The sequence below is a fragment of the Streptococcus infantis genome, from assembly GCF_964243025.1.
GTDB lineage: Bacteria > Bacillota > Bacilli > Lactobacillales > Streptococcaceae > Streptococcus > Streptococcus infantis_N.
The window spans coordinates 1-586 of record NZ_CAXTDJ010000019.1; the positions used below are offsets into that span (position 1 = coordinate 1).

Sequence of the window (586 nt, forward strand, 5' to 3'; positions counted from 1 at the left end):
TCTACATCAACTTTTGTTTCATCGAAGTCATCAGAAATACTTACTGTTTGGATGTTATCCTTGTTGTTAGCGTCGAACTTAGTAGTATCAAGCCATACTTGGTAAACCAATTTAGCGCCAGGTTTCACAGTCTTAGTATTTAAGTTTTCTTCTTCGTTATTTGAAGTTCCATCTACATATGGATCTTTGTTCGTATCTCCGTACTTGTCTGCCAATTCAGAATCATCATCGAGAAGCTTGTTATCAGTAATTGAGTATTTCTCTTCAGTTACAACGTATTTCTCTGGTTGGAACTTAGGCTCTTCTGGTGGAGTCACAGTGTTATTGAACTCTTTGTCTGGAGCGTCTGTCACTGTCTTCACAAGTGCTTTAGCTGTACCATCGTATTTAACTTCTACTGTGATTTCAGCCTTCATAGAGTCGTAAGTGACTGTCGCATCAGATCCTTTAATTTCTTCTACGGTGTACTTATGAGTTCCAACTTGGGCTTTAGTGAATTCAAGTTTAGTGAATTTCACCTTACCATCTTTGTCGTTCTGAACTGTTTCGATTTCAGTACCTTTAGAGTCTTTCAATACGAAGCTGA

1 protein-coding gene is annotated in these 586 nt (G+C 38.1%); it reads right to left on the reverse strand.

Annotated elements, in window-relative coordinates; translation table 11 throughout:
- Window positions 1-586: streptococcal pilin isopeptide linkage domain-containing protein (locus ACESNQ_RS08670; protein ID WP_373076220.1), on the reverse strand; the 586-nt coding region annotated here is incomplete at both ends.